General features: G+C 43.0%; 27 protein-coding genes and 1 pseudogene. All 28 read left to right on the top strand.

Annotation, left to right across the window (positions count from 1 at the left end; genetic code table 11):
* Positions 1 to 126 precede the first annotated feature (126 nt).
* The 28 genes and pseudogenes from CDZ94_RS12705 to CDZ94_RS21380 all read left to right on the top strand — a co-directional run bounded on the left by CDZ94_RS12705 (position 127) and on the right by CDZ94_RS21380 (position 26,147).
* Positions 127 to 1,107 (top strand): NERD domain-containing protein, encoded by a 981-nt coding sequence (locus tag CDZ94_RS12705; protein ID WP_096437593.1) that lies wholly within the window; start codon positions 127 to 129, stop codon positions 1,105 to 1,107.
* A 593-nt stretch (positions 1,108 to 1,700) separates the two neighbouring features.
* A complete protein-coding gene (locus CDZ94_RS12700; RefSeq protein ID WP_096437591.1) occupies positions 1,701 to 2,072 on the top strand; it encodes an NADH-quinone oxidoreductase subunit A in 372 nt (123 codons plus the stop codon).
* A complete protein-coding gene (locus CDZ94_RS12695) occupies positions 2,063 to 2,590 on the top strand; it encodes a NuoB/complex I 20 kDa subunit family protein (RefSeq protein WP_096437589.1) in 528 nt (175 codons plus the stop codon). The genes CDZ94_RS12700 and CDZ94_RS12695 overlap by 10 nt, the downstream gene beginning before the upstream one ends.
* Entirely contained in the window at positions 2,587 to 3,066 is a 480-nt protein-coding gene (locus tag CDZ94_RS12690; protein WP_096437587.1) for an NADH-quinone oxidoreductase subunit C, read from the top strand. Before CDZ94_RS12695 ends, CDZ94_RS12690 begins: the two co-directional genes overlap by 4 nt.
* Positions 3,067 to 3,079: 13 nt before the next feature.
* Positions 3,080 to 4,189 carry an NADH-quinone oxidoreductase subunit D gene (locus CDZ94_RS12685; RefSeq protein WP_096437585.1) on the top strand — a complete coding sequence of 370 codons (1,110 nt, stop codon included), beginning with the start codon at positions 3,080 to 3,082 and terminating at the stop codon, positions 4,187 to 4,189.
* A complete protein-coding gene (nuoH, locus tag CDZ94_RS12680) occupies positions 4,189 to 5,148 on the top strand; it encodes an NADH-quinone oxidoreductase subunit NuoH (protein ID WP_096437583.1) in 960 nt (319 codons plus the stop codon). The genes CDZ94_RS12685 and nuoH overlap by 1 nt, the downstream gene beginning before the upstream one ends.
* 4 nt (positions 5,149 to 5,152) lie before the next feature.
* Positions 5,153 to 5,542: pseudogene (locus tag CDZ94_RS21710) on the top strand (NuoI/complex I 23 kDa subunit family protein); the annotation flags it as partial.
* A 536-nt stretch (positions 5,543 to 6,078) separates the two neighbouring features.
* Positions 6,079 to 6,576, top strand: coding sequence for an NADH-quinone oxidoreductase subunit J (locus tag CDZ94_RS12670; RefSeq protein WP_096437579.1), 498 nt, complete (start codon positions 6,079 to 6,081; stop codon positions 6,574 to 6,576).
* 1 nt (position 6,577) lies between these two features.
* Positions 6,578 to 6,886 carry an NADH-quinone oxidoreductase subunit NuoK gene (gene nuoK, locus CDZ94_RS12665; RefSeq protein WP_096437577.1) on the top strand — a complete coding sequence of 103 codons (309 nt, stop codon included), beginning with the start codon at positions 6,578 to 6,580 and terminating at the stop codon, positions 6,884 to 6,886.
* Positions 6,887 to 6,985: 99 nt separating this feature from the next.
* Positions 6,986 to 8,851: an NADH-quinone oxidoreductase subunit L gene (gene nuoL / locus CDZ94_RS12660; RefSeq protein WP_096437575.1), complete on the top strand. Its 1,866-nt coding sequence runs from the start codon at positions 6,986 to 6,988 to the stop codon at positions 8,849 to 8,851.
* Positions 8,848 to 10,380 carry a complex I subunit 4 family protein gene (locus CDZ94_RS12655; protein ID WP_096437573.1) on the top strand — a complete coding sequence of 511 codons (1,533 nt, stop codon included), beginning with the start codon at positions 8,848 to 8,850 and terminating at the stop codon, positions 10,378 to 10,380. Before nuoL ends, CDZ94_RS12655 begins: the two co-directional genes overlap by 4 nt.
* A gap of 5 nt (positions 10,381 to 10,385) precedes the next feature.
* Complete coding sequence (locus CDZ94_RS12650) at positions 10,386 to 11,837, top strand: NADH-quinone oxidoreductase subunit N (RefSeq protein ID WP_096437571.1); 1,452 nt, start codon at positions 10,386 to 10,388, stop codon at positions 11,835 to 11,837.
* Positions 11,838 to 12,406: 569 nt separating this feature from the next.
* Positions 12,407 to 12,637 carry a DUF1146 family protein gene (locus CDZ94_RS12645; protein ID WP_232735681.1) on the top strand — a complete coding sequence of 77 codons (231 nt, stop codon included), beginning with the start codon at positions 12,407 to 12,409 and terminating at the stop codon, positions 12,635 to 12,637.
* Between the two features lie 144 nt (positions 12,638 to 12,781).
* Positions 12,782 to 13,567 carry a YwmB family TATA-box binding protein gene (locus CDZ94_RS12640; RefSeq protein WP_157812089.1) on the top strand — a complete coding sequence of 262 codons (786 nt, stop codon included), beginning with the start codon at positions 12,782 to 12,784 and terminating at the stop codon, positions 13,565 to 13,567.
* Between the two features lie 33 nt (positions 13,568 to 13,600).
* Positions 13,601 to 14,926, top strand: coding sequence for a UDP-N-acetylglucosamine 1-carboxyvinyltransferase (gene murA, locus CDZ94_RS12635; RefSeq protein WP_096437565.1), 1,326 nt, complete (start codon positions 13,601 to 13,603; stop codon positions 14,924 to 14,926).
* An 815-nt stretch (positions 14,927 to 15,741) separates the two neighbouring features.
* Entirely contained in the window at positions 15,742 to 16,764 is a 1,023-nt protein-coding gene (gene spoIID / locus CDZ94_RS12630; protein WP_096437563.1) for a stage II sporulation protein D, read from the top strand.
* Positions 16,765 to 16,928: 164 nt separating this feature from the next.
* The gene (gene spoIIQ, locus CDZ94_RS12625) at positions 16,929 to 17,723 is read left to right on the top strand and encodes a stage II sporulation protein SpoIIQ (protein ID WP_096437561.1); all 795 of its coding nucleotides are present in this window, start codon (positions 16,929 to 16,931) and stop codon (positions 17,721 to 17,723) included.
* 492 nt (positions 17,724 to 18,215) lie between these two features.
* Positions 18,216 to 18,500 (top strand): sporulation transcriptional regulator SpoIIID, encoded by a 285-nt coding sequence (spoIIID, locus tag CDZ94_RS12620; protein WP_096437559.1) that lies wholly within the window; start codon positions 18,216 to 18,218, stop codon positions 18,498 to 18,500.
* A 279-nt stretch (positions 18,501 to 18,779) separates the two neighbouring features.
* On the top strand, positions 18,780 to 19,784 hold the full coding sequence (gene mreB, locus CDZ94_RS12615; RefSeq protein ID WP_096437557.1) for a rod shape-determining protein: 1,005 nt from the start codon (positions 18,780 to 18,782) through the stop codon (positions 19,782 to 19,784).
* 60 nt (positions 19,785 to 19,844) lie between these two features.
* Complete coding sequence (locus tag CDZ94_RS12610) at positions 19,845 to 20,672, top strand: flagellar hook-basal body protein (protein ID WP_096437555.1); 828 nt, start codon at positions 19,845 to 19,847, stop codon at positions 20,670 to 20,672.
* A gap of 55 nt (positions 20,673 to 20,727) precedes the next feature.
* Positions 20,728 to 21,564 carry a flagellar hook-basal body protein gene (locus tag CDZ94_RS12605; RefSeq protein WP_096437553.1) on the top strand — a complete coding sequence of 279 codons (837 nt, stop codon included), beginning with the start codon at positions 20,728 to 20,730 and terminating at the stop codon, positions 21,562 to 21,564.
* A gap of 45 nt (positions 21,565 to 21,609) precedes the next feature.
* A complete protein-coding gene (locus CDZ94_RS12600) occupies positions 21,610 to 21,921 on the top strand; it encodes a DNA-directed RNA polymerase subunit beta (RefSeq protein WP_096437551.1) in 312 nt (103 codons plus the stop codon).
* Positions 21,922 to 22,661: 740 nt separating this feature from the next.
* The gene (gene fabZ, locus CDZ94_RS12595; RefSeq protein ID WP_096437549.1) at positions 22,662 to 23,096 is read left to right on the top strand and encodes a 3-hydroxyacyl-ACP dehydratase FabZ; all 435 of its coding nucleotides are present in this window, start codon (positions 22,662 to 22,664) and stop codon (positions 23,094 to 23,096) included.
* An 835-nt stretch (positions 23,097 to 23,931) separates the two neighbouring features.
* Positions 23,932 to 24,108 (top strand): hypothetical protein, encoded by a 177-nt coding sequence (locus tag CDZ94_RS21570; RefSeq protein WP_198520784.1) that lies wholly within the window; start codon positions 23,932 to 23,934, stop codon positions 24,106 to 24,108.
* Between the two features lie 148 nt (positions 24,109 to 24,256).
* A complete protein-coding gene (locus CDZ94_RS21565) occupies positions 24,257 to 24,397 on the top strand; it encodes a hypothetical protein (protein WP_198520785.1) in 141 nt (46 codons plus the stop codon).
* 130 nt (positions 24,398 to 24,527) lie between these two features.
* On the top strand, positions 24,528 to 24,677 hold the full coding sequence (locus CDZ94_RS21560) for a hypothetical protein (protein WP_198520786.1): 150 nt from the start codon (positions 24,528 to 24,530) through the stop codon (positions 24,675 to 24,677).
* Positions 24,678 to 24,925: 248 nt separating this feature from the next.
* Positions 24,926 to 25,180 carry a DNA primase gene (locus CDZ94_RS21385; protein ID WP_157812090.1) on the top strand — a complete coding sequence of 85 codons (255 nt, stop codon included), beginning with the start codon at positions 24,926 to 24,928 and terminating at the stop codon, positions 25,178 to 25,180.
* A gap of 802 nt (positions 25,181 to 25,982) precedes the next feature.
* Positions 25,983 to 26,147, top strand: a complete 165-nt coding sequence (locus CDZ94_RS21380) for a hypothetical protein (protein WP_157812091.1) — start codon at positions 25,983 to 25,985, stop codon at positions 26,145 to 26,147.
* Positions 26,148 to 26,187 lie beyond the last annotated feature (40 nt).

The raw sequence follows: 26,187 nt of genomic DNA, 5'->3' as shown, positions 1-26,187 counted from the left end.
ATAGTTCAGAGATATTTAAAGCTTTCAGAAAAAATAAGCTGTAGTGAAGCAAAAAAGCACAGCAAGTGACGATTTTAAGCGAAAATACCCCGTCATCACACGCTCCTCGCACGAAAATAGAAAGGACTGATAGCACTGTTTTTAAAACCCATCACAAAACCGCGAAAACTCCTCAAGTACGAAGCTCTTCTTAGGCGTCTAATTCAAATTCATTCTGCAAAAACAATTATCGTACCAGAATACAATAGACTTCATGCAGGATTTAAAGGTGAAAAGAAACTCGAGTACTATCTTCACCTCCTTCAAAGGCCTGACTACCACATTATCCACAACCTTCGACTGGAAAGTGGTCCTTACTTCTTTCAAATCGATTTATTACTCGTTTCTCCAAAGCTCATCATCATTTTAGAAGTAAAAAATCTTTCAGGAAAAATAGTGATCGACCCTCCACTACAACAAGTGATCCAAACAACCCCGTCAGGTGAAAAGAGAACTTATACTGACTTCATCCTCCAGGCAAAAAGCCAGCAAGAACAGTTGATAAGGTGGATAAAAGCACATAAACTAGCTAGTCTTCCAGTGGAATACTTAGTCATTATGGTGAATGAGAGATCCCAAGTTGAATTTTCCCCCCCGAAACCTCCGCGTGCATATGAAAGTATTATACGTCCTGGGTTGATGTCAGCTAAAATTAGTTCCTTCGAAAAAAGCTACAATACTGAAGTTTTCCCAAAAAAAGATGTTAAGAAGCTCTCTAGAAAAATGATTAATAAGGATGCTTCTGATGATTTAGATTTACTTGATCGCTTCCACATCACAGAGGCAGACCTAATGAAAGGGTTTCATTGTGAACATTGTGGATATATTCCCCTCGTTAAAAATGGTAATCGTTGGATTTGTCAGAAATGTCATTTACAAACGGAAAATCCTGCTTTACTCACGCTCAAAGACTATGCTTTACTTCTAGGCCCCTCAATTACAAATCAAGAATTTCGTCATTTCGCTAAAGTCCATTCTACTGATACAGCAAAACGCCTCCTTCAAGCCCAAAACCTTCCCCACATTGGCACGAACAGAGGTCGTGTTTATAACCTCCACAACCTTTAGAGAGGATGTTCAAAAAGTCCGCTAAAATAGAATTCTTAGAATAGGATCTCCTGCTAAATACCGCGACGTCCTGTTGCGAACGCAGCAGTCACCCCATCCTGGGGGAAGCTCGCTTTCTAGCTCCTCCATTCCTCACGTAACCCCAAATGTCTCTTTCTCTGCTAATTAAGCTACGAATAGTATCCGTCGAGACATCTTGTAGCTCCGGTGCTCGAAGACTTGGACGCCTCAACATTCTCCGTTTTTTTTGTCCACCTTTTTGAACGCATAAAAAAATCCATTCACATCGATAGCTTGCAACTAAAAGGGTATTCCGAAACAGCAATAAATGTAATCTTCTTAAAACACATCTTCCTGCTCATCCGAATTATTCCTTAACTCCTATGATATTCAAGGACAAAGGTGCATAGGATTTAGTGAGACGGCAGTAGTCTACGATGAAGGAGAGGTGTTTAGCGGGCTGAAAGAAATAAGAAAATAGGCTGTCAGCTGCAGGTGGGATTATAGCAATAGTTGGAAAAATACAGTGATTTACGAGACTTGGTATTCATTGAGTGGAGTTGGAAAATGAACGAGTGGAGGGGAGTGAATGTATGGATTTAGCGCTGTATTATGACAATTACATTTATGTTGTCATCTTTCTGGTGTTAGGTGTGGCCTTACCTGTCGGAGCGCTAACATTCGGGAGGCTGGTTAGACCGAAGAACCCCTACAATGAGAAGTTAATGACCTATGAAAGTGGGATTAAGCCAAGTGGGGACGCTCAAATTCGGTTTCACGTCGCTTATTACATCGTTGCATTAGAATTCGTCATTTTCGATGTTGAAACCGTATTCTTATATCCTTGGGCGGTCGCTTTGGATCAACTCGGCTGGGTCGGCTTGAATGCCATGCTAATCTTTATTTTGGTTCTAGGGTTAGGACTTGCATATTCTTGGAAAAAGAAGGTGCTAGAATGGACATAAAAGGGTTTAAAGAGTTAGATCATTACGACCCGCGAGTCGCTGAAGACATTAAACGAAACGTCTTTTTTACGAAGGTTGAGCAAGTAAAAGCGTGGGCAAGGACGCGTTCATTATGGCCTCTTACATTTGGGCTTGCATGCTGCGCCATTGAAATGATGGGGACAGGTGCTGCGCGTTATGACTTTGACCGTTTCGGTGTTATTTTCCGTGCTTCTCCAAGGCATGCAGATTTGATGATTGTTGCAGGAACGGTTACGGCAAAAATGTCACCTGTTCTCAGACAACTTTACGATCAAATGCCTGAACCAAAGTGGGTCATTGCTATGGGTTCATGTGCTACTTGTGGAGGACCGTATAAAGATGCGTACAGTGTGTTGAATGGTGTGGATAAAATAGTTCCCGTTGATGTGTACATTCCAGGATGTCCGCCAACGCCGCCTGCACTATTAGACGGTGTAGAGTTACTTCGTGAACGAATTCAAAAAGAAGCAAAAGGAGAGCAGGTGGTTGATAAATGAGCGAACAGCTCCTTGACCAAATCTCTCAAAGTATCAAAAAAATCCAAGGTGAAGACGCCATTGAAGAAGCAAAGATGAACTTTGGAAAACCGATGATTGTATTAGACACTTCCCATTGGACATCGCAAGTTGTCCAAATGCTGCATGATGATCCTGAATTGAAATTTGATTTTCTCAGCTGTCTCTCAGGGATAGATTATGAAGAGCATATGGAGGTTGTCTATAACTTTTATTCCATTCCCCAAGACCACTATCTTTACGTAAAGGTGAAAACGTCACGTGAACAACCGTCTGTTCAATCCGTCCAGCCGATTTGGAAAACAGCGGATTGGTTAGAAAGAGAGACTTACGACTTGTTAGGTATTGATTTCCCCGGCCACTGGAACATGAAACGTATTTTACTGGAGGATGATTGGGAAGGACACCCACTCCGTAAAGACTACGTCACTGATAAAAAAGCATTAGGCTTGGATTAGGGGGTGCTCTTGAATGTCGATTCGTTCGGAACAAATGACGTTAAACATGGGTCCGCAACACCCGAGTACACATGGCGTATTTCGTTTGAAGCTTACTATCGAAGGTGAAACGATCAAAAAGGCGGAGCCGATAATCGGATATTTACATCGTGGATCTGAAAAGCTTGCGGAAAACCTTCTTTACACGCAATTTATCCCTTACACAGACCGTCTCGACTACTTAAATGCGATGACGAATAATTACATTTACTGTGCAGGTGTGGAAGAGCTTCTCGACTGGGAAATTCCCGAGCGTGCTGAATACTTACGCGTCCTCGTCGTCGAGCTTAATCGTATTGCCAGCCACCTTGTCTGGTGGGGGACGTTCCTTTTAGATATTGGCGCTCTAAGTCCGTTTCTTTATGCGTTCCGAGACCGTGATCTCATTTTGGACCGGCTCAATGAAATAAGCGGCGCAAGAATGACCTTTAACTATATCCGCATCGGAGGAGTCAAGTGGGATGCGCCGGACGGCTGGATTGACAATGTACTGGAAACGGTAAAAGAAGTGCGTGAAAACATTAAAGAATACGATAACCTCGTAACCGGCAATGAAATTTTCCAAGCACGAACGATGGGGGTCGGGAAAATAACGCAGGAAGAGGCAATTAATTGGGGGTTATCGGGACCAACTGCTCGAGGGAGCGGCATCAAATTCGATCTTAGAAAAGAAGAGCCGTATTCGATTTACGATCGCTTCGACTTTGATATTCCAACCTTTGAAGAAGGAGATGTGTACGCTCGCTATAAAACGCGGATTGCTGAGATGCATGAGTCGCTTAAAATTGTCGAGCAAGCGTGCGCGCAAATTCCTGATGGGGAGATTATTCATAAAAAAGGCAAGCGAATTATGATGATCAAACCGCCAGCAGGTGAGGTGTATAAGCGCTGTGAAGCATCGAAAGGAGAAATTGGCGTTTACGTTGTTAGTAATGGTAAAACGAAGCCGCACCGCGTGAAGCTTAGACGCCCATCATTTGTTAATGTCCAAATTCTCCAAGAGCTTCTTGTTGATGAGCCGATTGCGAACCTAGTTGCTATTTTCGGGAGTCTGGATGTCGTGCTCGGGGAGGTCGATGCGTAATGGACCTGTTGTTTATGGTTATTTACGCAGCGTGTATTCTCGCACTCCTGCTCGGAGCAGTGACATATGCAATCCTTTTTGAACGAAAGGTCATCGGCTATATGCAAGTAAGACTTGGGCCAAACCGTTACGGACCGTGGGGGATGCTGCAAACCATTGCCGACGTTTCGAAGCTTCTCTTAAAAGAAGACGTCATCCCACGAGCTGCGGACCGACCGGTATTTGTGATGGCCCCTGTCATTGCCTTTGTCCCGTCGTTTGCGATTTACGCAACGATTTCTTGGAGCGAAACGATTTATGGAGCAGATCTCAACATCGGCGTGCTGTACTTTATTGGTATTTCCTCCATCACAACCCTTGGCGTCATTATGGGCGGATGGAGTTCAAACAATAAATACTCATTACTCGGTGCAATGCGCGGAGTAGCACAAGTGATAAGCTACGAAATTCCCCTCGTGCTATCGATTGTTGGGGTCGTCATTTTAGCTGGCTCACTAAATTTTCGCGACATCGTTTTTTACCAGGAAAGCATCGGCCTTTGGTTGATCATTCCGCAGTTTCTAGGTTTCCTAGTTTATATGATTGCTGCGATTGCCGAGTTAAACCGCTCACCGTTTGACTTGCCAGAAGCAGACTCAGAGCTCGTATCGGGCTATCACACGGAGTATTCCGGATTTCGATTTGCCTTCTTTATGCTAGCTGAATATGTTTATGCAATTGCGATCTCTGCACTTGCGACCACGTTATTCTTAGGTGGTTGGTTAGGACCTGCCTTTTTACCGGGAATCGTCTGGTTCTTGTTGAAAATGTGTTTGTTTATGTTCATCTGGTTCTGGCTGCGTGCCACATTGCCTCGCGCAAGGGTCGACCACTTAATGGCTTTCGGGTGGAAAGTGCTCATCCCGATTGCGCTGCTCAACATTGTGATTACGTCGATCATTAAAGTTTGGATGGGGTGATAAGATGTTTCGATTATTGAAAGGCTTCGGCGTCACATTGAACTATTTTCGAAAAAAGAAATTTACCATCCAATATCCTGATGTCAAAGTCGAAATGCCTGAACGATTTCGGGGGATTCACCGCTTTTTTCCAGAAAAATGCATCGTCTGTGATCTGTGCGTGAAAGTCTGTCCGACAGACGTGATCACACTCACCGGGAAAAAAAGTGAGGTAAACCCGAAGAAGAAAGTGATCGATACGTACAATATTGACTTTCAGGGCTGTATTCTCTGCGATTTTTGCACAGAAGTTTGTCCCACCGATGCCATTGTAATGACAGCGAAATACGACAATCTCTCGTCCTACACGAGGGATGAACACTTTAAAGATATGGGCTGGCTCACTGATAACCACGTCTACGGTTATTACAAAGAGCCTGACCCGGAAGAAGAAGCGAAAGCGGCTAAAGAGAAAGCAGCAAAAGCGAAAGCGAAAGCAAACGCAAAAGCCAAACCAAAACCCGCAGTAAAAGACGAAGCACCACCAAGTAAAGCAGCACCAAAAGAGAAAGCAGAAGAAGCACCATCAAGTAAAGCAGCACCAAAAGAGAAAGTGGAAGAAACACCATCAAGTAAAGCAGCACCAAAAGAGAAAGTGGAAGAAACACCACCAAGTAAGGCAGCAGCACCAAAAGAGAAACCGGAAGAAACACCATCAAGTGAAGCAGTACCACCAAAAGAGAAAGCAGAAGAAGCAGCTCCAAAAGAGAAAGCGGAAGAAGCACCGCCAAATAAAGCAGCACCAAAAGAGAAAGCAGAAGAAGCAGCTCCAACTCAGGAAAAACGAGATTTGAAAACCGAAACTGAGGGGTCAGACCCCACGTTACCTGATTCACAAACTTCAAAAGATCACGGTGATGAGATTGAAAGTGAGAAGAGGGGGGATGGCAAGTGAGTGCGGAGATGATCTTTTTTCTCGTCTTAGGTTTGGCTGCCATCGTGGGTGCTGTCCTCGTTCTTATTTTAAACAAGATTTCTCACCGTGTGCTGGCAATGGCATTTTCCTTTTTTGCAGTCGCGGGGCTTTACTTTTTGCTGCGAGCGGAGTTCATCGGGATTATTCAGATTATGGTCTATGTAGGAGCGATTTCGATCCTCTTTGTATTCGGTATGATGATGACCGATCATCGTTCGGTTAGCTTTGGTCCTGAACGGGGAAAAGCTCATAAAATCGTTAGCTTTATAGGCGTTGGTGCTCTTTTAGGAGGCATGCTTTACGGCGTTCTTGGACTCGATCTTCCTGCTAACAATGAGCCATTTATCGGCACAGCTGAAAAAGTGGGGCTGGAGCTTTACGGTCATTATGTAATTGCATTCCAGGGAGCTGCGATCCTTCTGTTAGCAGCCCTTGTCGGAGCAATCGTGCTTGCACGGAAGGAGGAGGAATGACATGGTGTCGCTTAATCTCTTCTTAGCACTGGCTGCAATTTTGTTTTGCATCGGGCTGTATGGCATTTTAACGAGGCGCCATTTAGTCATCGTCCTCGTCTGTATTGAACTTATGCTCAACGCAGTTAACATCAATTTGATTGCTTTTTCGAGTATAGGGCCATTCGCTAACATTACCGGGCAAGTGTTTACGTTGTTTGTCATTACCGTGGCAGCAGCAGAGGCGGCCGTTGGATTAGCCATTCTCATTGCTCTTTATCGAAATAGGGCATCCATTGACGCAATCAAACAAGACTTAATGCGCTGGTAAAGAAATTTCCAAAATTAAACGACGATCGGTTAACTGTTTCTTTGAAAATCTTAGAGGCTGTTCATATTGAACACGCACTAAAGAGGAAAAGGTGATGGTATGTTACAGTATGCCTGGTTCATCCCGGTTTTTCCGCTGATCGCCTTTATCGTGCTGCTTCTGTTTGGCAGGGGGTTAAAAGAAAAATCCTCTTATGTTGGGATTGCAGCACTGGCGCTGTCGTTTCTTTTCTCCGTCTATGTTCTATTCGACCGAATTGGCGGTGAAACGTACACGTATACCGTAAACTGGATGACATTTGGGGAAAATACGGTTTCGATGGGATATGAAGTAACAGCTTTAAACGCGATGATGCTCATAATCGTAACCGTTGTAAGTCTTGTTGTTCACATTTTTTCAAAAGAGTACATGAGTGAAGATAACCGGATCCACGTATTTTACGGATATTTAGGCTTGTTCACATTTTCGATGCTCGGACTTGTGCTAGCACCTAATATTCTTCAACTCTTCATTTTTTGGGAGCTTGTCGGTCTCTGTTCGTTCTTGCTCGTCGGCTTCTGGTATTTCAAACCCGAAGCGGCCTCAGCAGCGAAGAAGGCGTTTCTCACAACGAGAATTGGAGATGTAGGGCTGTTAATCGGGCTCATTCTTCTCTTTAATGCAACAGGAAGCTTTGAGTACGGAGCAGCGTTTGCAGCCATCGAAGGCGGCCTTGTATCCGATACCCTCGTTACGGTCATTGCCATCTGTATTTTCTTAGGGGCAGTCGGGAAATCGGCACAGTTTCCGCTTCATGTATGGCTACCCGACGCAATGGAAGGTCCGACACCGGTCAGTGCTCTCATTCACGCCGCAACAATGGTCGCAGCAGGTGTCTATTTAGTGGCTGTTATGTACCCAATCTTCCTTGCCTCAAGCACGGCGATGACGGTAGTCGCCTATACTGGGGCGATAACAGCGATCTTTGCGGCGACAATTGCCCTTGTAAATACAGACATCAAACGCATTCTCGCCTATTCAACGATCAGCCAGCTCGGGTTTATGATGCTCGCTTTAGGAACGGCAGGATACGTGGCTGGGATGTTTCACCTCATGACACATGCGTTCTTCAAAGCACTCCTGTTTTTAGGAGCTGGCTCAGTTATTTATGCACTTCATCACCGGCAGGACATTAACAAAATGGGCGGTCTGTGGAGCCGGATGAAAGGCACTTCGGTTACGTTTTTAATCGGTGCCCTCGCCATCGCAGGAGTCTTCCCGTTAGCCGGATTTTGGAGTAAGGAAGAAATTCTCGCATCCGTTTGGGCAAACGGAGATTATCTCTTATTCACGATGGCCGTTGTTACTGCGTTTTTAACAGCCTTTTATATGTTCCGCCTCTTTTTCAAAGCATTTACAGGAACATTCAGAGGCGAACACGTACCACAAGAAAATTCAAAACTGATGACAGGACCACTGACAATCCTTGCAATCCTTGCGATAGTAGCAGGACTGATCAACGCGCCATTTACCGGTCACGCCTTAGAAGGCTTTCTAACAGAAGGAATGAATTACGGAGCACAAGCCCATGGCGAACTGTGGCTGGCAGCGCTTTCGTTACTCGTCGCATTCGGTGGAATCGCCTTAGCCTGGATGATTTATGGAAAAAGGCCGAATCAAGAGAACACGACGATTTCAAGCAAGGTACCGCGAGTTCACGCACTGCTTCTTAACAAATACTACATCGATGAGCTTTATGAAAAAGTGTTTGTTCAACCAACGATCGGGATCAGCCGTCTTCTAGGAGCAGTCGACCAGAAAATCGTTGATGCTGCCGTGAATCTTCTTGGGCGCTCAACTCGAAGTGCCGGAAAAAGCTTTGGAAAACAACATAACGGGCAAATGCAAACGTACGGCTTAGTTAGCGTCGTTGGCGGAATCGCAATCATTGTGGTTGCCTTTGTTGTAAGGGGGTATTTCGGATGATCCCAAATTTACTCACATGGCTCGTGTTTTTACCACTTGCAGGGGCGGCTCTCGTTTTAACAATACCAAAAGAAAATAAAAATGTGATTCGCTCTCTTGCTGCTGGAACAGCTGTGTTAACACTCATATTATCCCTGTTTGTTTGGGCAGGCTTTGATCGAGGCGTAACGGGGATTCAAATGGGCGAGAGCTACCCGTGGATCGATTTTGGCTTCTTACAGCTTCACTATGAGCTTGGAGTCGACGGCCTTTCCATGCCCTTGCTCGTGTTAACGACGATTGTCACGACTTTAGCGATCTTCGCATCGATGAGAATTCAAGAGCGTGTCAAAGAGTACTTTGCTTGGACACTAGCGCTCATGACCGGGATGCTCGGCGTATTCGTGGCACTTGATATGTTCTTGTTTTTCCTCTTCTTTGAACTAACACTCATTCCGATGTTTTTTATCATTGGAATCTGGGGTGGGAAACAACGAGAATACGCTTCGTTTAAATTCCTGCTCTACACTGGGCTCGGTAGTGCAGTCATGTTCCTCGCCTTTATTGCCATGTATTACAAAGGGACAGAGGCGATGCTATTTCAAGAGTCCACGTTTAACATGATCAGGCTCGCTGAAATTTATGCGAACCCGCTCAATCCAGAAGCACTGACGAACACTTTTAAAGCAGGGCTATTCATTGCGATTTTCATAGCTTTTGCTGTCAAATTACCGATTTTCCCGTTTCATACGTGGTTGCCAAATGCTCACGTAGAAGCACCGACAGCTGCAAGTATGATTCTAGCAGGCGTGCTGCTAAAAATGGGTGCTTACGGATTACTTCGCATCGGGTTTGGCATTTTACCGGACCAAGCAGCGAACTTTGCGACACTCATTGCGATCCTCGGTGTTATCAACATTATTTACGGCGCCTGTCTGGCCCTCGTGCAAACGGACTTGAAAAAACTCGTCGCGTATTCAAGTATTAGCCACATGGGGATTGTCTTGCTCGGTGCCGCATCCTTCACGGAAGCAGGCATGCAAGGCGCTATATTCCAGCTTGTGTCTCACGGATTTATCGCAGCACTGCTGTTCTTTATGGTCGGAGCCATTTACGAGCGAACAAAAACCCGTACGATCTCAGAAATGGGTGGCCTCTCAAAATCCGTTCCTGTCCTCGCAGGATTCATGCTGGCAGCTGCAATGGCTTCTGTTGGACTTCCGGGACTATCTGGTTTTGTGAGTGAGCTACTGGCGTTCCTCGGTATTTTCGGGGCTTCTCCAGAATTAATCCCAGCAGCGAAAGCGATCGCGGTGATCGGAGCACTAGGAATCATTTTGACAGCAGCCTATCTATTATGGGCAATGCAACGAACGACATTTGGAAAAATGAACGAAAAATATAATGGCATACAAGACGCACGGCCGATGGAGTACATCCCTATGATCGGACTCCTTGGATTTAGCCTCCTCATCGGCATTTACCCACACATTTTAAGTGATGTCATCAACACTACAGTAATCGACCTCGTGTCGAGGATAGGGGGTTAAAGACAATGTCAGCTTTTGATGCCAACTGGTCTTTAATGACTCCAGAAATTGTATTAGCTACACTTGCCCTCCTCATCTTTACGCTCGATTTTATGACTGGGGTAAAGGGGAAAAAGCCGTTTGTCGGCCGCCTGAGCATCATAGCTCTACTAGTGACAGCCGGCTTGGTTCTGATTCAAAGGGAAACGGGCAGCATTGCTGATATTTTTATCGTAGATTCGTTTTCCTCGGTATTTAAAGTCGTCATTTTAATCGGTGTCGCACTCGTGATCGGCATTAGCATGTACTATGTTGAAAAAAATGATGACATCTACCAAGGTGAACTGTATTCGCTCATGCTCTTTGCCACATTAGGGGTCATGCTTATGGTTTCCTCGGCCGACTTGATCACATTGTTTATCGGCCTTGAACTGTTAAGTATTTCATCCTACTGCATGGCAGGCTTTAAAAAGTACAAGAAAAAGTCAACCGAAGCAGCGATCAAATATATCATTCTCGGTGGAACAGCTTCGGCGTTTATCTTATACGGAATGTCATTTATGTACGGACTAACCGGAACGACGAGCCTCGTTGAAATCGGTAGCCAGATTAGTGCTTTATTCGCAGCAAACCCGTACATTGTGCTGATGAGCCTATTGTTTATGGTTGTTGGATTTGGCTTTAAAATATCAGTCGTGCCATTCCACATGTGGGCTCCTGATGTTTATGAAGGATCACCAACCCCAGTAACCGCATTTTTGACAGTCGTTTCTAAATTAGCCGGCTTTGCCATTCTTCTTCGTGTCTTCTTTGTCGGCTTTGGAGGAATTTTCGATGAATGGGGATTTGTCATCGCCATCATCGCAGCGCTCACAATGATTATTGGGAATGTCATCGCTTTAACGCAAAGTAATGTGAAGCGACTAATGGCTTATTCGGGCATTGCCCAGGCGGGGTACTTGCTTGTCCCAATTGCCGCCTTGATCACACTAGACCTAACCGTAAGTATTATCATGTTTTACGCGATTGCCTACGTGATGATGACCCTTGGAGCCTTTGCGATTATTACGCTCGTCACCGAAAACTCAGGTTCAGAAGACATCTCAAGCTTCTCAGGTCTATATCAGCGCTCTCCCTATTTAGCAATTGCGATGAGTGCGTTCTTGATATCGTTAGCCGGATTACCAATCTCTGCTGGCTTTGTAGGAAAAGCATGGATCTTCGTAAACGCAATTTCCGCTGACATGCTCTGGCTTGCGGTGATTATGATTGTCACGAGTATCATTTCATTCTTCTACTATTTTGGGATAATCAAGCAAATGTTTATGCGACAACCCAAAGGCGATGCAACAGAATTAAAAGCACCCTTCGCGCTATCAAGCGTGGTCACAATTACACTCATCGTTACCGTCGGCTTAGGCGCCCTTCCATTCTTCTTAACCAATTTGTTTAGCGGCCTGCAGTGGATGGCATTCTAGTTATCCATCCTTAAAAAATGACAAATACGGACAAAAAAAGGCCCCTCTCAGCGGATTTATGTAATAGCCATGTTGGAGAGGGGCTTTTTTGTACTTTTTCAAAAAGAAGGATTTAAAGAGTGGAGAAGATCGAGACGCATCTCGTATCAAATTACCTGCTTGATTTAAAGTGAAGAGCACGTTTTATCGGAAAGAACAATTGCATGACGTCGGGTAAACGGGAGCTTTTCTTGTAAAAAACAAGTTTACATTAGGCTTCTAAGTGTTATGTATATTACAAGTCGACCATGAGCTCATTCGACAATGAAAGAGAAGACAAGAAATCGAATGGAAAAGAAACTAGAAACGTGTTTGTCGAAAAATATGTGAACATTTTCTCAAGATTTTTTCAGAATGGGTAAAAAAGCCATAGCATTTCAATAAGATTTTCGTTAAGATAGTGGTTGTGAAGTTTTGTATATACCAATAACGTTAAAAATTATCATGTTTGTACATAAACTTCAACCCACAAAACATTCGAAACGAAAAAAATGATCTATGGTAGAGGCTGCTTTGGAGGTAGGAGAGGCTTGGAACATTTCGGACAGCAAGCGCTAGTGAGTATATTTGTAAATCTCGTCGTTCTTGTCACCGTTTGGTGGTCATTGCAGACTTTTAAATGGGATCTTTTTGTCAATGATGCAGACGGACCGAAAGCAAAAGCACTCGTGATCCTCGTTGCAGTAGCCATTACACATTTGGTGAGTAGCTTCCTGTTGAATTATTTCAACTGGTCCACGATGCTAAGACATCTGTTTTAAGCTTGGCTAGATGAACATAAGAGCAGCCAAACAGGTTCGGCCAAACTGCGAAATCTGTCGTGTTTTAGCTGATAATTCCATGTATGTCAACCCCAATAAAGACCAACAATGCTAGTAAGAAGACACTGTAATGGGGGAAAAAACATGGGGAAATACACGGTTGTTTTAAGCAGTATCGCAGTGGTATGTATCCTTTGGTTCGGAATCGCTCAAGAAAATTCAGTATACTCAACACACGATTCAGAAGCACAATCACAAATACAAAAATTACAGCAAATCAACCATAAAATGACGGAAAACTCAATTCGAACAAACCGATGGCATATATATGCTCGTAATGATCGTCAGGAAACATTACCAGAAGAAAAGATGAACGGTTTTGTTGAAAGCCAGATGGATCACTTGAATATGTTTGATTGGCATCATGCCGAGCAACAAGATGGCACTCAGGTTTGGAAAGGTGTTAGAACGGATCAACAGTCAGCTTTAACTGAAAGCATGAAATTGCATGCTTTGCCGGTTGGAAAAGATGAATACCGAACTTATTACACTTATGAAGCATCAATGATCCCCAACTCAACAGACGCAAATCCCGCGTTCTCTTTGCTAATTAATACGGAAAAAATGCCAGAATGGCTAGAGCAATCTGAATTTTTTACACGTGTTGAAGGAGCATTACCAGAGAATCATGAAACAACACTAGAAAAATGGGGAGAAACGATTGCAAAAGTATTTTCCGCTAAAATCGTTGAAGAATTACAAGAAGCATCGTTCGTTTCAACATCCGCATATACCCCATTATGGGATTCACAACTCGAAACGAACGGCGAACCAATGAACTTACAGATCGCTTTACGAATGAATGAAAATGGATTGGGCGGTGAAACAACCGTCACAATTGGAACGCCAATAATTACGACTGAATATTAATAAGTATAGAAACTGGACGCGGAGGGGAATACGTTGGAAAAAATCATCGTCCGCGGTGGAAGGCAGTTGAGCGGCACAGTACGCATTGAAGGTGCGAAAAACGCCGTATTGCCGGTCATCGCAGCATCCATATTAGCTAGCAAAGGGAAGAGCAAGATTTATGATGTACCAGCTTTAGCTGATGTATACACGATCAATGAAGTTTTACGAAATTTAAATATCGATGTCAATTATCAAGATGGTGCAATCGAAGTAGACGCAGAAAAATCGTTGAAAACAGAAGCACCGTTTGAGTATGTCCGAAAAATGAGAGCATCATTTCTCGTCATGGGACCTTTATTGGCAAGAGTCGGTCATGCACGTATCGCTTTACCAGGAGGATGTGCAATCGGATCACGCCCTATAGATCAGCACTTAAAAGGCTTTGAAGCTATGGGTGCCAAAGTCGAAATCGGTAACGGGTTTATCGAAGCCAAAGTCGAAGAGAAGCTTATTGGAAATAAAATTTATCTAGATTTCCCAAGTGTAGGGGCGACAGAAAACATTATGATGGCCGCTTCTATGGCGGAAGGCACGACAACCATTGAAAATGCTGCCGAAGAACCTGAAATTGTTTGCCTTGCAACATACTTGAACTCCATGGGAGCAAAAGTTCGTGGAGCAGGCACAGGCACGATTCGTATCGAAGGTGTAAATGAACTCTCAGGCGCTGAGCACACGATCATCCCGGACCGAATTGAAGCAGGTACCTTTATGGTCGCTGCTGCGATTTCAAAAGGCAATGTCCTGTTAGAAAATGTTGAACCCGAGCATTTGCGTCCACTTATTTCCAAGCTCAACGAAATGGGTGTCATCATTATCGAAGAAAGTGATGGAATCCGGGTCATCGGACCTGAATCACTTAAATCAGTCGACCTGAAAACAATGCCTCACCCAGGCTTCCCAACAGACATGCAAGCCCAAATGATGGCGCTTCTATTACGTGCTGAGGGAACAAGTGTGATTACAGAAACGGTATTTGAAAATCGCTTCATGCACGTCGAGGAATTCCGCCGCATGAACGGAAACATCAAAATTGAAGGTCGCGCTGCAATCGTCACCGGACCCAACGAATTACAAGGCGCTGAAGTCTCTGCCACAGACTTACGTGCAGGTGCAGCTCTGATCGTATCCGGACTAGTCGCAGACGGCTACACACGCGTAACAGAGCTCAAGCATATCGACAGAGGTTACGTAAACTTTGCCGGCAAGCTAAAAGCACTCGGAGCAGACATCGAGCGCATTTACGAAGCAGAAGAAAGCGAGCTCGAAAACCTCGAAGCTCCCGCACCATTAAAAATGGATCCAAATTTCGCATAACATGCAATGATAAATTATGATACGTAAAACGGCTTTAGGATGATAATCATCCTAGAGCCGTTTTTAGTTTAATAGCACGTGCCTGGGCGATTCTTACTGCTTTCTGGGGGAGGGAATCAGATTCAGTTCAAGTTTGACTAGATCACGGGTCAGTTGACCAGATCACGTAGCTTGTTACCACTCCCAATAGGAGGAGCCAAGTATCGGCTGGTTGCTGGTGGTCTAGCGCTCAACTTTCTGGTCAAAAACCAGATTCTATTCAAGTTTGACTAGATCACGGGTCAGGGAGCAAGAACGGATCTTCTTTCTTGGGTGAAAAACCAGATTCCGTTCACCTTTATCCAGATCTACCGCTCCGTTGACTACATCTCGCCAACCTCATTCCCATCCCCAATGACGAAGGCAGCACCTCAGCAAAATAAAGTTTTATCTTCTTGTCAGAAACAAGAATATTTTCGGGGAAATAATCGAATAAAGCTGAAAGGTAGTGATCTAAAATAATGAAGAAACTTTCACAATTTAAGTCTTCTTTTTTTCATCTTTATAAATATACTTCTATCATTAGACAATTTAGCGAGGACTTACTAGATTCAGTAGCTGGAATGATCTATCAACAAGCTTGATAACGAACTAAAATACGGTTTCAGACCGTTTTCATCCAGTATTTCTCTATCAAATGGACTAGTATAATTCCTCGTCTACTTGTTCTAACTAGTAATAGGAAAACATAGATATTTAACAGAGAACAAGTAAACATTCTACAAATAAGGTTAAGCTTGTACAAATAACAACAGAAGGGACGGGAGACAGGCGCAATGAAACAAATGGTAATAGTAGGACTTATATTAATGGGGATTATTTTAGTGATCCCTTCCATCCTTGTAGTATGGTTTACTTCAGAAGAAGAGGCGCCAGTAGCCCAGGAGGCGCCCGCCTTATCAGAAAGCGCTGAGCCGGTCTCAAGTGACATGGAAGACGACAGCTTAACTGTATCGGTATTTCGTGCTCAAAAAGAGGAGATTGAAGAAGTTGGGTTTGAGGACTACATTGCAGGAGTTGTTGCTTCAGAAATGCCGGCTTCCTATGAAAAAGAAGCGTTAAAAGCACAAGCCTTAACAGCGAGAACTTACATCATCCGTCACCTTACTGATCCAGGTGATATTAATTTGCCTGATGGAGCAGATGTAACGGATACCGTCAACGACCAAGTCTACCATAACAATGAGGAGTTAAAACAGCGTTGGCCAGATGATTACGATTGGATGATGGAAAAAATACAAGAGGCCGTCCATGAAACAAGAGGGCAAGTCATTACATATGATGGCAGCCCGATTACTGCTACGTTTTTTTCAACTAGTAACGGCTATACAGAAAACTCTGAGGAATATTGGCCAAATGAGATTCCTTACTTAAGAAGTGTTGAAAGCCCATGGGATACTGATTCACCAAGATTTGAAGGAGAGAAGGTGGTATCAATCTCAGACTTTGAAGCCGAATTAGGCGTCAATGTTGCTGAAACAGGGGAAATTGGTGAAGTCATTGAGCGTACGACAGGTGGGCGCGTAGCCAAAGTCCGTTTCGGAGATAAGGAATTTACCGGCAGAGAAATTCGCGATAAACTCGAACTCGACTCTAGCGATTTTGTTTGGCAGCGTCATGGCAACGACATTGTTCTCACAACAAAAGGATGGGGTCACGGTGTAGGAATGAGCCAATTTGGTGCTGATGGCATGGCAAGAGAAGGGAAAAACTACCAAGATATTATTCATCACTATTATCAAGACGTAGAAATCACCAATGCTGAAAACCTAATCGAAACAATCGTCGCCAAAAATTAACCGTTTAAAGGTGAAAAGTTCAAAAAGTTCAGGGGACAGTCCCCTGAACTTTTGTGTGAAAATATGGGCTGAAAACCTTACGGGGACAGTCCCCCGAAAATTTTTCAGAAAAATGTATAAAGTCTTGACAATTTGATCAGAATGATTGCTGAGGTGATGATCAAATGAATCAAGAAGAAAAACAAGTTTCCAAAGTGGAACGATTTAAGGCGAATCTCAAACGCCTAATGAAGAAACGTTGGACTATGCCGGCCCTTTATTTAACGCTTGCTGCAGTCGTAATTACTGGTTTTATCTGGGTAACCTCTGATAGTGAGGATCTCTCGCAGGATCCAGCGCAAGACTCTGAGTTTGATATAAACCAACCAGGGGATGAAGCATATGATGAGGATGGCCTGCCAGTTACTGTACAAAATGAAGTGTTTGAAATGCCGGTCCTTGACGAGAATGAAGTCAGCGTAGTTGGTAACTTTTATGATTATGAAGCTTCGGTTGATGACCAAGTAGATGCCTTAATTCAATACAATAACTACTACTACCAAAATAAAGGCGTCGATTTGGCTTCTGAAAACGGTGAAAGCTTCGATGTAACTGCTGCAATGAGTGGAACAGTTGTAAAAGCTGAGGAAGACGCGTTGTTTGGACAAGTTGTTCACGTTGAACATGATGATGACATTCTGTCCATCTATCAAAGCCTAGAAGGTGTTCTAGTAGAAGACGGGCAAACTGTTAAACAAGGAGACGTAATTGCTAGAGCAGGACGTAACCTTTATAACAGTGATGCTGGACAGCACCTACACTTTGAGATTCGTAAAAACGGTGTTCCAGTCAATCCACTAGAATATATGGAACAGCCACTTACTTCTCTACCAGAAGTAGATGAAGAACAAGCAGATCAAGAGTCAGATAGTGAAGAGTTGCCAGAACTACCAAAAGAAGCGTTAAGAGAAGACTCGTAATCCGTCGCTGAAGTTGGAAATTGTTAGTGAAACTCCAACCCACTATCAATAGCCACCTAAACATGAAATGAAGAAAACCGTTAGGCAAATTGCAAATGAAGCAGCACAATAACTTGAAATGAACAGAGCTTTAAATCATGCAATGCACCAACAGGTTCATAATTCCAACTAATCACAGGTGTAAAGTAAACTAAAAGTGAATCTCATGTGAGATCCCAACAAAAAACGGCAGCTCCTACCGCGTCCAGGAGCTGCCGTTTTCATGTTCACAATTCGCTAAATTACGTTTTTGTGCATATATACGCAAGCTCGCTAATAAAATTTAACAAACCTTACCACATTGACAAGGTCGTTCAAGGAGATTGTGAGTGCTGACAGGCAACCTGTTTGAACTTGGGAACGCAACCACCAACACCACGAGGATACATCACAAGGGTGGCTGTCTTTTTTCTCCGTCTTTTTGGACCTAGAAACATTAGGGAGGCGAGAGGTGTGCACGATTACATCAAAGAGAGGACAATCAAGATAGGTAGGTACATCGTCGAGACGAGAAAGACAGTTCGTACCATTGCAAAGGAATTCGGCGTTTCCAAAAGTACGGTCCATAAAGATCTGACCGAACGGTTACCAGAAATTAACCCGGAATTGGCTAATGAAGTAAAAGAAATCCTCGAGTACCACAAATCGATCCGCCATCTCCGTGGGGGAGAGGCAACGAAAGTAAAGTACAAAAAAACGCAAGTCCCAACAAAAAAAGTTGTAGAAACGAAAGTTTAACGGCAATTTGCACGAGAAAATTTCTGTTTTTTCTATGTCCGGCATGTGGAAAAGAAACTCCTGAATAATCCGTTATCCCTATACTATTCGTAGCATATTTGAAAGGTTGTTTATAATCTTCTTTTCAACAACCTACATTATCAGGAATTTTTTGTGCGAAAATTTCAAACCTCTCACCTTCTTCTGACAAAATATGATAAAATAATACATTGGATACGATAAAAAAATGTACGGAAGATAGAAGGGTCTAAGCGACATTAATTCAGGGAGGAAAATGAAATGTTTGGTAGGGATATCGGAATTGATTTAGGTACAGCAAATGTACTCATCCATGTCAAAGGGCGAGGCATTGTATTAAATGAACCATCAGTCGTTGCGATTGATACGAATACAAAAAGAGTGCTGGCTGTTGGTGATGAAGCCTTTCGTATGGTCGGAAGGACACCGGGTAATATCGTAGCATTACGCCCGATGAAGGACGGGGTTATTGCAGATTTTGAAATGACAGAATCGATGCTTAAACACTTTTTAGACAAAATTAAGGTGAGGAATTTCTTTTCAAAACCAAGAATCCTCATCTGTTGTCCGACAAATATTACATCAGTTGAACAAAAAGCCATTCGCGAAGCGGCTGAAAAAAGTGGTGGAAAAAGCATTTATATCGAAGAAGAACCGAAAGTTGCCGCCATTGGTGCAGGTATGGACATTTATCAGCCAAGTGGGAACATGGTAGTAGATATAGGCGGTGGAACGACCGATGTTGCCGTGCTTTCTATGGGTGATATCGTCACCGCCTCTTCTATAAAAGTAGCAGGGGACCGATTCGATCAAGATATTTTAAATTACATAAAGAAAAAGTACAAACTAATGATCGGTGAGCGAACAGCAGAACAAATCAAATTTAACGTAGGTACGGTTTTCCCTGAAGGAAGAAGCGAAGAAATGGAAATCCGTGGTCGTGATATGGTGAGCGGCCTGCCGAGAACGATATCTGTAAATTCTACGGAAGTGCGCGAATCTCTTGAAGAATCGGTTTTCCATATTGTACAGGCATCTAAAGCGGTTCTTGAACAAACACCTCCAGAACTGTCAGCAGACATCATTGACCGTGGTGTTATCTTGACGGGCGGTGGTGCATATTTGCATGGGATTGACCAGTTATTAGCTGAAGAGTTAAAAGTACCTGTATTCGTTTCAGAAGAACCGATGAACTGTGTAGTTAATGGAACAGGCATTTTGCTTGAAAATTTAGATCGATTATCAAAACGTGCCATTAAAGCTTAACCTTTGATCTGCCGATATAAAAAATAGAAACAGAAGTACGTGGGTAAAGAGGTGAAGGATTTGCTAAGAGGATTACACACCGCAGCTTCCGGAATGATTAGTCAGCAGCGCCGTCAAGAAATGCTAACGGACAATCTGTCAAATGCGAACACCCCTGGCTTCAAAGCGGAACAAGGTTCGATAAGGGCGTTCCCTAACATGCTCATTCAAGCGTTAGGTACAAACCATTCTATGCAATTTGGAAGTAACCGTGTTGGAGAGCTTTCTACCGGTGCTTATTTGCAGGAACGAACACCAAATTTCACACAAGGTGATATGCAAGAAACAGGAAACAACACAGACATTGCACTTTTACAAGGGAATGTTCCTGTCGATGAAGAAACGGGAGAAGCAGCAATGCTTGCTTATAACGTTGAAGATAATAATGGCGATATTCGATATACGAGGAACGGTAATTTTACAGTAGATGGATCGGGTTTCCTTACTTCATCACAAGGTCACTACATCCTTGATGCCGATGGAGAACGTATTGAAGTGGGGAACGACCAATTCCGAGTTTCGACTGAAGGGGAAATATTAATTGGAGCAGATGAAGAGCCTTTTACCCAAATTAATGTTGCCGTTATTCCTGACCCTACTCAGCTAGTGAAAGAAGGCAACGGCCTTTTGAACTACGAAGGGGAGGAAGAAATAGAGACGGCTATCGATAACGAGGAGACGGCTTACCAGCTTCAACAAGGATTTATTGAACGTTCAAATGTCGATGCGTCACAAGTCATGACTGAAATGATGACAGCAATGCGCTCTTTTGAAGCGAATCAGCGTGTTGTTCAAGCCTATGATCAAAGTATGGAACGTGCTGTGAACGATATTGGACGCTTAGGGTAAGGTTTGAAAATCAAAATGGACAAGCTTCATTTTTTAAAAAAGGTAGGTACGCACGATGAATCAAGCAATGGTAAACTCAGCTGTAACAATGGGGCAGCTTCAGCATAAACTCGATACAACTGGAAATAATCTTGCTAATTTAAATACGACGGGATATAAGCGACGGGATGTCAGTTTTTCCGATTTACTCTTCCAGCAAATAAATAATCAAAGCGTAGAGCATCACGAAGTTGGCCGGCAAACACCAGACGGAATCCGCGTTGGATCCGGGGCTGCCGTTGCTCAAACGGCAATGCGATATGAACAAGGAGCTATCAATACTACAGACCGTGAATTAGATATTGCGTTGACCGAACCTAGCTACTTTTTTGAACTTATCCCGGGTGAAGTCGGAGAGCGGCGCTTTACTCGCGACGGAGCGTTTTATTTAACCCCGAATCCAAACATAGAAGGGGAAAACCTTCTCGTTAACAGTAAAGGTGACTATATTCAATCCGCAGCCGGTACACCGATTTCTCTTCCAGCTAACTACGCGGATATCAATGTAAATGAGCAAGGTGTGATCGAAGTAACTTTAAATGATGGAGACAACACAGTCGTTAATGCCGGACAACTTCAGCTTACTGAAATAACGAAGCCTCAGCTTCTGGAAAATCACGGGGAAAATCACTATCGTTTTCCTGATTTAGAAGAACTCAATCTTGATGAAGCTGATGTACTCGCAGAAGCTGTCGGTAGACAAGTGTTCCAACAAGGCGCTCTAGAGATGTCTAACGTCGATATGGGAAAAGAAATGATCGATATGCTTGAAGCACAGCGGAACTACCAATTCAACACTCGAGCCATTTCGATTGGAGACGAAATGATGGGGCTTGTCAACAACCTCCGTTAAAGCTACAATGGCTAAGAAGAGTCCATTGTAAACAAGGAGTTAATCATGAATAAAGAGAACGATGTGCAACCTACGAGTCGCGAAGAGATCCGTAAACAAAAAGAAGCGGCTAAGCAAGAAAAAAAAGCCGAAAAAAAAGAAAAAAAAGAGACGAAATCAAAACGTGGCCGTATCCGTCTAATTCCAATCTGGCTGCGCTTAATTATTGTCATTGTTATCTTGTTCCTTAGCCTTATAGCTGGTGCCATGATCGGGTACGGTGTTGTCGGTGACGGCAACATGATGGGTGTATTCGAACGTGATACATGGTTTCATATATACGATATTATTTACCATGGTACGGAAACAGGGCAATAACAACACCCTCTCCCGTCTTAAATAGTATGAACGTAGCTCATAGCCAAGGTGCTGTGAGTTTTTTTATCGGACTGAACATTTACATGTAAGCGATATGCGGATCCAGTGATAAAAAAATAATATGAGTATGTCATTAGCTCAGAAATCATTCACATTAGAAGCATATTATACTTCCGCAGAAGTGTCGTGGTGTCTTCGGCCCTTTATAAGTAAGGCTGTTTTCTAAAAGATTGTTGTTCTTGGTAGATTGATTTCCGCTCCGGACAGTCGCTTTCCACGGGATCTTCAGTTGTTGCTTTTCCCGCAGGAGTCGACTGCCCTTCGCTCCAAGCATTCATTATAAAAATGAATAGCCATTGTTTGACTTCATCAAGCAATATATAAATGTGATGAATTTACAAAGCACTATACCAGCGAAGGAAATACACGTAGACTCCAGCGCGAGCCCGCGGAAAGCGTAGTGTATTTCCGAAGCAGTAGGTTATGTCGCAGTTTATTTCAGCTGCGAAGATTAAAAGCAACAGTACATACGAAAAGAGCCATAATTAAAAGTGAAATGTTAAACATGACTGATGCCTTCATAATTCTGAGCAAAGGGGATAATCATTAAAAATAATTCTAAACAAAACAGGTTTTTTCTACATTTAAAGTTCTTTAAGAGCTTTTACAAATCGGAGAAAAAAAGATAAACTAAAGGTAATAAAGAGTTAAAACCTACATATATGAGGAGGTACTAATTTATGCTTTCAATAGAAGAAATTAAAGACATTATCCCTCACCGATACCCATTTTTATTAGTGGATCGAATTCTTGAGGTGGAGGAAGGTCAACGTGCCGTTGGAATTAAAAACGTTACTGCTAACGAAGAGTTTTTTAACGGTCATTTCCCCGATTATCCAGTGATGCCGGGAGTTCTCATCGTTGAGGCTCTCGCACAGGTGGGAGCAGTTGCTATCCTAAAAAAAGAAGAAAACCGCGGGCGACTCGCTTTCTTCGCAGGAATCGATAACTGCCGCTTCAAAGGCCAAGTGAAACCAGGCGACCAACTTCGTCTCGATGTGGAAATGACACGTCTCCGCGGGAGAATCGGAAAAGGAAAAGCCGTTGCAACAGTCGACGGAGAAACCGTTGCTGAAATGGAAATGATGTTCGCGATCGGCGACAAAAACGAATAAAAACCAACTAAAAACTATAAGTGCGTGTTCATAAGGAGCATAAAAAGAGCCGAGTAGGTCGAGGCGGTATTTAGCAGGAGATCCTATTCCACGACAGCTATTTTTAGCGGACCTTTTGAGCAACCTCTATAAGAAGCCCTCGATCCCCATCGAAGGCTTTTTATTTATGTCAAAACCTCCCGAATAACAGTACTAAATCCAAATTCAATCAAACGTTTGATTAAAACCGCAAAGTTCGGGGGACTGTCCCCCGAACTTTGGTTATTTGCTATTGACATCCAATTTTCGACATTCATAAGCTACAAAGCGGTGAGGAAAATCCCACAAAATTGTGCGGGGACAGTCCCCGCACAATTTTGAAAGACTATGTAAGGGTGTGAAAATACAGCTTTTTATGTTTTGTTTAGCATAATTAGTGATATATGGCACGTAGAACCACCAATCACAGTTCGGCCTACTTTGAGCTGTGTTTTACATTTATTTAATTGTGTATAGGAGGCTGATTTATGCGTAAAAAAGTCTTCAACAGTATCGGTATCCCTTTTTCTTAGTTGATAAAAGTGGTGCCTACACTGGTGTTGGAGAGGGTATTGGAAATTTCATAGGATGTGATGACACTGATGATGTAGTGGATGACGATGTTGATGAAAGCCAGCCCAGGACGACGATGAAGAACAAGTCATTCCGTTTGCAAAATAAAATTGAATGGCAAATGTTAATTCCGTCCACAATAAGTAAAAGCCGCCTCAGCAATGATTTGTTAAGTTGTTAATTTGATCCATGGACAGCCAGAGATACAGATAGATCAAGCTTTAAAAAACGAGGAGGAATTGTGATGAGGAAAAAAGTAATGTTATCGGTACTTTCAGGTGTATTAGCTGTTGGGGTTCTAAGCGCTTGTGGAGACATGGAAGAAGATCCAGGTTTAGAAGAAGATCCCGGCTTGGAAGATGACAGTGGTGACGATGGTTTCGGTGATAATTTAAATGATGACGACGAAATGGATGAATAGTCCCGAATTAGCTCAAACTATAGTTACTTGGATGCGCTTTTAGAAAATAGCATTGATTCTGCAGCTTTGATTCAAAGTTGCTAAGCAAAATCTCGTCGGCTGCAAATAACACAATTGTCTTTAAGCTTTCTAAAGGAGGAATACGATTATGAGGAAAAAAGTGCTTCTTTCGATGTTAGCAGGTGTGTTATCCGTAGGTGTACTCGCGGCATGCGGAGATGTAGAAGATGACGGATTTGAAGAGGATCCAGGTTTTGAAGACGAAGGTGACATGGATGAGGACATCTAAATAACAGTAAACATCACATTTTTTTCCAAACACAATTTTACACAAAATTGTACGGGGACTGTCCCCATAACCCTTAATTCGGATAGATGAAACAGAATTAAAAATTACATCATAGAAGGAGGGACGAGACATGAAGAAGAAAGTTTTACTTTCGCTTTTAGCTGGTGTCTTATCTGTAGGAGTTCTTGCAGCATGCGGAGAAGTTGAAGAAGATCCTATGCAGGATGACCCGGGCATGGAAGATGATGGCGGCGATATGAATGATGAAGCTGATTTTTAATCGTATTTAGTGCTAAGTAAACGTACAACGATGTGGGGTCTGACCTACATCGTTGTAAGAATCGCGAGTTTGAGAAAATCTCAAATAGTGCAAAAAACTTACGAGATCTATTGTCAGTAGCTATTTAATCGCGTTATGATGAATCCGACGTTGAGTTACTACCAACGTCAAAGGCAACAAGGGAACGAAATAATATCCCTAATACAACCAATACCATTTAAAATGGTACAATCAGGAGGAATTTAATCATGAAAAAGAAGCTTATGCTTTCAGTACTTTCAGGAGTATTAACAGTTGGTGTTCTTGCAGCATGTGGAGACGCTGAACAAGACCCAGTAGAAGACGACATGGGTGACGACACTGGTATCGAAGAAGATGCTGACTTAGAAGATGACGGCATGGATGACGATGACCTAGGTGACGACGAATTTGAAGAAGACGATGAGTTCGGCGACGATGAAGACGACGAGTTTGACATTGACGACGAAGAAGAAGATATGTAATTCGGGCTTAACCCACCCGTATTAACACCATCAACATCTTAACCCAAAACTCTCTAAAAACCATGCTCTAAGTGTATCGAAGGCTTAACCCCCCTTCGACCACTTGGGGCAAGGATAATCAACCCAAACTGTAATATAAAGCACGTTCACCCTATTTTCTCTCCCAATTCCCCCTTAATTGAAGATAAATATAGGAACGTGAAAAGACCAGGGCCTCAACCACCCTGGTCTTTTTTTATGGCTCTTTTTCGAATAGATTGTAAACGAAGGAGCGAAAGCGGTGCCCCAGCGGCAAAGCAACTGCAATGAAGAGCACTTTCTTCACGAATACGCTACGAGTTGTCTCGACGGATGCTTGATATGGGTGAAATTGGAGGGTGAACAATGTGTTTTGAATTAAGGGGAAAACAACATATTATGGACCTTTAATAATTTGATAAAATTGGAATTAGAAAAAAATAAAGTAAGGAGAGATCATTCTGAAGCAAATTATTGACAATAGAGGAGAAGAACATGAGTGGATGCTTATAATTGCTACAATTTGTTCTTTTATAACTTTAAAAAAAATCGAAAAACTGGAGCGTTATAAAAATAAATTAAAAGGTACTTTTACACCTTAGGGGCGATTATCGATTTAATCCCTCCTATATTTTAGAGGCTGCTGAAAAGTAGCATACGCCTACATGGCAAGGGGATATGCTCTTTCTCATGGAGAGAATCTGCAAGGAAATAACTCTTCTTTTGCTAAAAGCCTTGCACTTGATTTTGAGATACACATGTGGGAGCCAAGGGTGCTGCTGCAATGGCGGAGACTCCCTCAGGAAAAGCAACAATGGTATTCTTGCGACGAGGAACCGCAGGAGCAGCAGAAGACCCCGCAGTGAGCACGCCTTTTGCGAATGAGGAGGCTGAAGCGTTGCCTGCGGAAAGCGAAGCCATGGAAGCACCCTTTGTATTTGAGTTCTAGAGTTATTCAGCAATCCCTATTTTAATTACAAATCGAACGA

The sequence above is a fragment of the Alteribacter populi genome (assembly GCF_002352765.1).
In the GTDB taxonomy this organism is placed as follows: Bacteria; Bacillota; Bacilli; order Bacillales; family Salisediminibacteriaceae; genus Alteribacter; species Alteribacter populi.
Note: the sequence above shows the minus strand (reverse complement) of the source record. Positions and strands in the feature narration are given on the sequence as shown.

Coding starts and splice junctions, on each gene's coding strand:
- CDZ94_RS12640 (WP_157812089.1), top strand. CDS start 12,782: ATGGGGAAATACACGGTTGTTTTAAGCAGTATCGCAGTGGTATGTATC.
- nuoK (WP_096437577.1), top strand. CDS start 6,578: ATGGTGTCGCTTAATCTCTTCTTAGCACTGGCTGCAATTTTGTTTTGC.
- CDZ94_RS12695 (WP_096437589.1), top strand. CDS start 2,063: ATGGACATAAAAGGGTTTAAAGAGTTAGATCATTACGACCCGCGAGTC.
- CDZ94_RS12605 (WP_096437553.1), top strand. CDS start 20,728: ATGAATCAAGCAATGGTAAACTCAGCTGTAACAATGGGGCAGCTTCAG.
- nuoL (WP_096437575.1), top strand. CDS start 6,986: ATGTTACAGTATGCCTGGTTCATCCCGGTTTTTCCGCTGATCGCCTTT.
- CDZ94_RS12685 (WP_096437585.1), top strand. CDS start 3,080: ATGTCGATTCGTTCGGAACAAATGACGTTAAACATGGGTCCGCAACAC.
- mreB (WP_096437557.1), top strand. CDS start 18,780: ATGTTTGGTAGGGATATCGGAATTGATTTAGGTACAGCAAATGTACTC.
- CDZ94_RS21380 (WP_157812091.1), top strand. CDS start 25,983: ATGGCGGAGACTCCCTCAGGAAAAGCAACAATGGTATTCTTGCGACGA.
- CDZ94_RS12600 (WP_096437551.1), top strand. CDS start 21,610: ATGAATAAAGAGAACGATGTGCAACCTACGAGTCGCGAAGAGATCCGT.
- spoIIQ (WP_096437561.1), top strand. CDS start 16,929: ATGAATCAAGAAGAAAAACAAGTTTCCAAAGTGGAACGATTTAAGGCG.
- nuoH (WP_096437583.1), top strand. CDS start 4,189: ATGGACCTGTTGTTTATGGTTATTTACGCAGCGTGTATTCTCGCACTC.
- CDZ94_RS12700 (WP_096437591.1), top strand. CDS start 1,701: ATGGATTTAGCGCTGTATTATGACAATTACATTTATGTTGTCATCTTT.
- CDZ94_RS21565 (WP_198520785.1), top strand. CDS start 24,257: ATGAGGAAAAAAGTGCTTCTTTCGATGTTAGCAGGTGTGTTATCCGTA.
- CDZ94_RS21385 (WP_157812090.1), top strand. CDS start 24,926: ATGAAAAAGAAGCTTATGCTTTCAGTACTTTCAGGAGTATTAACAGTT.
- spoIID (WP_096437563.1), top strand. CDS start 15,742: ATGAAACAAATGGTAATAGTAGGACTTATATTAATGGGGATTATTTTA.
- CDZ94_RS12650 (WP_096437571.1), top strand. CDS start 10,386: ATGTCAGCTTTTGATGCCAACTGGTCTTTAATGACTCCAGAAATTGTA.
- CDZ94_RS12690 (WP_096437587.1), top strand. CDS start 2,587: ATGAGCGAACAGCTCCTTGACCAAATCTCTCAAAGTATCAAAAAAATC.
- fabZ (WP_096437549.1), top strand. CDS start 22,662: ATGCTTTCAATAGAAGAAATTAAAGACATTATCCCTCACCGATACCCA.
- CDZ94_RS21570 (WP_198520784.1), top strand. CDS start 23,932: ATGAGGAAAAAAGTAATGTTATCGGTACTTTCAGGTGTATTAGCTGTT.
- CDZ94_RS12655 (WP_096437573.1), top strand. CDS start 8,848: ATGATCCCAAATTTACTCACATGGCTCGTGTTTTTACCACTTGCAGGG.
- CDZ94_RS21560 (WP_198520786.1), top strand. CDS start 24,528: ATGAAGAAGAAAGTTTTACTTTCGCTTTTAGCTGGTGTCTTATCTGTA.